Source organism: Roseomonas sp. TAS13 (assembly GCF_001950415.1).
In the GTDB taxonomy this organism is placed as follows: domain Bacteria; phylum Pseudomonadota; class Alphaproteobacteria; order Acetobacterales; family Acetobacteraceae; genus Roseomonas; species Roseomonas mucosa.
The window spans coordinates 1-4,364 of sequence record NZ_BDLP01000361.1 but is presented as its reverse complement, the minus strand read 5'-3'; the positions used below and the strand labels follow the sequence as shown (position 1 = coordinate 4,364).

At 73.6% G+C, this 4,364-nt stretch carries 4 protein-coding genes; 2 read left to right on the top strand and 2 right to left on the bottom strand.

Going from position 1 to position 4,364, the window contains the following annotated elements:
* Window positions 1-1,068: nucleoside hydrolase (locus ROTAS13_RS20155; protein WP_371329209.1), on the top strand; the 1,068-nt coding region annotated here is incomplete at its 5' end.
* 36 nt (window positions 1,069-1,104) lie between these two features.
* Here ROTAS13_RS20155 and ROTAS13_RS20150 read toward each other — a convergent pair.
* A complete protein-coding gene (locus tag ROTAS13_RS20150) occupies window positions 1,105-1,785 on the bottom strand; it encodes a helix-turn-helix transcriptional regulator (protein ID WP_075823221.1) in 681 nt (226 codons plus the stop codon).
* Here ROTAS13_RS20150 and ROTAS13_RS20145 point away from each other — a divergent pair.
* Entirely contained in the window at window positions 1,784-3,295 is a 1,512-nt protein-coding gene (locus tag ROTAS13_RS20145; protein WP_216348702.1) for an aminotransferase class V-fold PLP-dependent enzyme, read from the top strand. The two genes, ROTAS13_RS20150 and ROTAS13_RS20145, sit on opposite strands and share 2 nt — an antisense overlap.
* An 89-nt stretch (window positions 3,296-3,384) precedes the next feature.
* Here ROTAS13_RS20145 and ROTAS13_RS20140 read toward each other — a convergent pair whose 3' ends face one another.
* Entirely contained in the window at window positions 3,385-4,299 is a 915-nt protein-coding gene (locus ROTAS13_RS20140; protein WP_019462878.1) for an oxygenase MpaB family protein, read from the bottom strand.
* Between the last annotated feature and the right edge of the window lie 65 nt (window positions 4,300-4,364).

The window sequence follows — 4,364 nt, the reverse complement described above, 5'->3', positions numbered from 1 at the left end:
TCGCCTTACGGTGGAGCTGTGCGTAGATGTGATCAAGAGACAGCCCCGGAGCCCCGCCGCATGACCGCGCGGAAAGTCATCTTCGACACCGACCCCGGCATCGACGACGCCTGCGCCCTGGCGCTGGTCGCCGCCAGCCCGGCGCTCGAACTGGTCGGCATCACCAGCGTCTTCGGCAATGCCCCGGTCGGGACCACCACCCGCAACGCCCTCTACCTCCGCCGCCGCTACGGCCTTGCCGCCCCGGTCGCCCGCGGCGCCGCCCGGCCGCTCGCCTGCCCGCCGCGCGACTTCCCCGCCTTCATCCATGGCGAGAACGGCCTCGGCGACTTCCCCCTCCCCGGCCTGGCGGAAACCGGCCAGGACCCGGCCGACCGTCCGCACGCGCTCGACGCCGCGCATTTCATCGTGGAACAGCTCCGCGCCGCGCCCGGCGAGATCACGCTGATCGCCGTCGGCCCGCTCACCAACCTCGCCATGGCACTGGACATCGATCCCGGCATCACCTCGCTCGCCGCCGAGCTCGTGGTCATGGGCGGCGCCTTCGGCACGGCCGGCCGCCCCGGCAACGTTTCCCCGGTCGCCGAAGCCAATATCTACAACGACCCGCACGCCGCCGACCGCGTCCTCACCGCGCCCTGGCCGGTGCGCCTGGTCGGCCTCGACGTCACCACCCTCTGCGTGATGAGCGGCGCCTACATGGCGGCGCTGCGCGACCGCGCGCCCGGCATCGGCGGCTTCCTGTACGATATCACCCGCTTCTACGAAGGGCTCTACCGCAGCCGCGACGGCATCGACGGCATCAACGCGCACGATGCCCTGGCCGTCGCCCGCGCCATCGACCCCACGCTCTTCACCGAGCGCCGCGGCCCCGTCCGCGCCGTCACCGAGGGCATCGCCATCGGCCAGACCATCCAGCGGGTGGAGGATATCCGATATCCCCCCGGCCCCTGGGACAACCTGCCCGCCCAGTCCATCTGCCTCACCGCCGACAACGAGCGCTTCCTGCGCCTCTACGCCGACACCCTGGCCGCCTGGGACGCCGGGCGGACGCCGCCGGCCCGCTGATCCCGGGAAACGCGCCCGGAACGCCCGGGCGGGATATCAGACAGGAAACCAGCGCTCGAACGCCTCGGTCCCCTGGGCCGTGAACAGGACGGCGCGGCTGGCCTTGTCCCGCCGCGCCCATTTCAGGGCCAGGATGCGGCTCAGGCACCGGGCTCCCAGCCGGCCCGCGAGGTGATCCTTGCGCTCGCTCCAGTCCAGGCAGGCTACGCAGGCCGCCCCCTCCCCCGCACCGGTGGGTTCCGCCACGATCCCGAAATCGCGGAAGAACCCCTCCCCGGCGGCGGTCAGGAAGATCCCCCTGTCATCCCGCCGGATGAAGCCCCGCTGCACCAGGCTTTCCAGCAGCCGGATGCCCTTCGCGCCGCCCAGATGGTCATAGCAGGTGCGGGCCTCCCGCAAGGCCGGCTCGCGCGGCCCGGTCCTGACCCTCCGGTGCCCCGTCCTCTCGGCCAGCAGCATTAGGCTTTCCAGCGTGTGCGCGACATCCGCGCCCGACAGGCGGACATAGCGGTTGCGGCCCTGCCGCACCGAGACCAGCAGCCCGGCTTCCTCCAGCTTCGCCACATGCGCGCTGGCGGTGGGCAGGCCGATGCCCGCTGACCGCGCCAGTTCGCCGACCGTCAGGGCGCGCCCGTCCATCAGTCCGGAAAGCATGTCGGCCCGCGCGGAATCGCCGATCAGCGCGGCAACGAGTGCGATGTTCGGGCCGTCCTTCATGCTTCGATGCGTAGCGAACCATTGGATGGCCTTCAAGCGCTACGGTGAGCCCCTCCTGACCAGGACCATCCGGGACTTCACCATGGAACGAGACGACGACAGGACCCGCGCGCTGGAGAAAGCCTTCGGCCATGCCAGGCAGCACCTGGAGGGCGAGCGCACACGCCCGGTCGGCGCGACGGCGACAGGTGCGGAACTGCGCCGCCGCCTCGGCCATCTGCTGACGGATGCGGGCATCCCCGCCGCCCGGGTGATCGACGACCTCGCGCGCGACGTCGAGGGCGGCCTCCTTGGCAGCACCGGCGGCCGCTTCTTCGGCTGGGTCATCGGCGGCACGCTGCCGGCCGCGCTGGGGGCGGACTGGCTGACCTCGGCCTGGGACCAGAACGCCGCCATCCACGCCTGCAGCCCGGCGGAAGCGGTGATCGAGGAGATCGCGGGGGAATGGCTCAAGGACCTCCTCGGCCTCCCCGCCGAAGCCAGCTTCGCCTTCGTCACGGGGACGCAGGCGGCGCACCTGACCTGCCTCGGCGCCGCGCGCCACAGCCTGCTGCGCCGCCTCGGCTGGGATGTGGAGGAACAGGGGATGCCGGGGGCGCCCCGCATCCGGGTGCTGACGAGCAGCGAGCGGCACGGTTCCGTCGAACGCGCCCTGCGCCTGCTCGGCTTCGGCACCGCCGCCATCGAACACCTTCCCTGCGGCGAGGACGGTTGCCTGCCCCCGGAGACCCTGGCGCGGGCCCTCGCGACCGGCGGGGACGTACCCGCGATCGTGGTGCTGCAGGCCGGCGATCTCAATATCGGCGCCTTCGACCCTTTCGCGGCGCTGATCCCCATCGCCCGGAAGCACGGGGCCTGGGTCCATGTCGATGGCGCCTTCGGCCTCTGGGCGGCGGCAAGCCCGTCCCACCGGCACCTGACCGCGGGCGCCGCCCTCGCGGACTCCTGGACCTGCGACGGGCACAAATGGCTGAACACGCCCTTCGACTGCGGCTATGCCTTCGTCCGGGACCGCGAGGCGCACCGGGGCAGCTTCTCGCACCGGACCAGCTACGCACCGGCCGCCGGCGACGCGCGCGACCAGATCGACTGGAACCCCGAATGGTCGCGGCGCGGCCGCGCCGTGCCGACCTATGCCGCCATCCGCGAGCTCGGGCGCCAGGGCATCGCCGGCTTGGTCGAGCGCAGTTGCGCGCATGCCCGGGAACTCGTCACGCGGATCGGCGCCCTCCCGGGCGCGGAGGTCGCATGGGCACCGGTCATCAACCAGGGGCTCCTGCGCTTCCAGGACGAACGCGCCGGCGCGACGGACGAGGACCACGACCGGCGCACCGACACGGTCATCCAGGGAATCGTCGCGACCGGCGAAGCCTTCTTCGGCGGCACCACATGGCGGGGCAGGCGCTGCATGCGCGTGTCCGTCTGCAACTGGCAAACCGGCCGCGACGACATCGAACGGGCCGTCGAAGCCGCCCGGCAGGCCCTGGACGCCACCCGGCCGCCGTCCTGACCCCCGCCACCGGGGCACCTCCACCCGGCCGGTCGCTTCCCTCCGGCCGGGAACCGCTCCGGGAGCGGCCGGACCGATCCCGCGCCGCCTCAGGCAAAAGCCCAGCGCAGCGTCCGCGCCACCCCGCGCACCCCGCCCCGCACCAGCGGCGCGGCCAGCAGCGGCACCTCCAGCCCATGCATCCGCCGCGCCCAGAGCGGCAGCAGGTCCACCGCCGCCCGTCCCGCCAGCGCCCGCAGCGGCTCCGCCTTCCCCGTTCCGGGCGAGAGCACCAGCCCCGCCACCTCCCGCGTCCGGCCGTCACACCGCAGCCCGGGCCGCATCGCCTCGATCAGCCGCCGCGCCTCGCCCCGGCTGCGCGGCACCGGCGCGGCGCCCAGCGCCTCCCCGACCCTGGCCATCTCGGCGACATAGCGGTCCTGCTCCGCCGCGCTCAGATCCGGCGCGGCATAGCGCATCCCCGCCTCCAGAAAGCTGACCACCTCCGTCACATGCACCCAGGCCAGCAGCGCCGGGTCATCCGCCGCATAGGGCGTCCCGTCCGGCAGCACCCCCCGCACCCGCGCATGGATGCCGCGCACCCGCGCCGCCACCGCCGCGGCCTCCTCCGGCCCGCCATAGGTGGTGAGCGCGATGAAGCGCGCCGTCCGCCGCAGCCGCCCGCTCATGTCGGCGCGGAAATCCGAATGATCCCAGACCCCCGCCAGCACCGCCGGGTGCAGCATCTGCAGCAGCAGCCCGGCCATGCCGCCCACCATCATCGCCGCCACGTCGCCATGCAGCCGCCAGGCCACCGAACCCGGCCCGAACCAGCCATCCTCCCGCCGCGCCACCGGCCGCTCGCCGCGGGCGGCATCGTTGAACAGCCCCCGCACCTCGGCGACGATGGCGCGCTTCAGCGGCCGCGCCAGCGGCGCCGGCAGCAGCGTGGCAAAGAGAGGGGACGGCGAGGCTTCGGACATGCCGCACCATGTCGGCACGCCCGCCGCAAGCGGAAGGGGCATCCCCGCCAACCCGCCCCGGAGCCGGCCTCCGGGAACCCGCCCCCCGGAAGCCCCCGCCCCTATTC

Bases quoted from the DNA above. Each gene is read 5' to 3' on its own strand.
- ROTAS13_RS20145 (WP_216348702.1), top strand. From the start codon at position 1,784: ATGCTTCGATGCGTAGCGAACCATTGGATGGCCTTCAAGCGCTACGGT.
- ROTAS13_RS20150 (WP_075823221.1), bottom strand. From the start codon at position 1,785: ATGAAGGACGGCCCGAACATCGCACTCGTTGCCGCGCTGATCGGCGAT.
- ROTAS13_RS20140 (WP_019462878.1), bottom strand. From the start codon at position 4,299: ATGCCCCTTCCGCTTGCGGCGGGCGTGCCGACATGGTGCGGCATGTCC.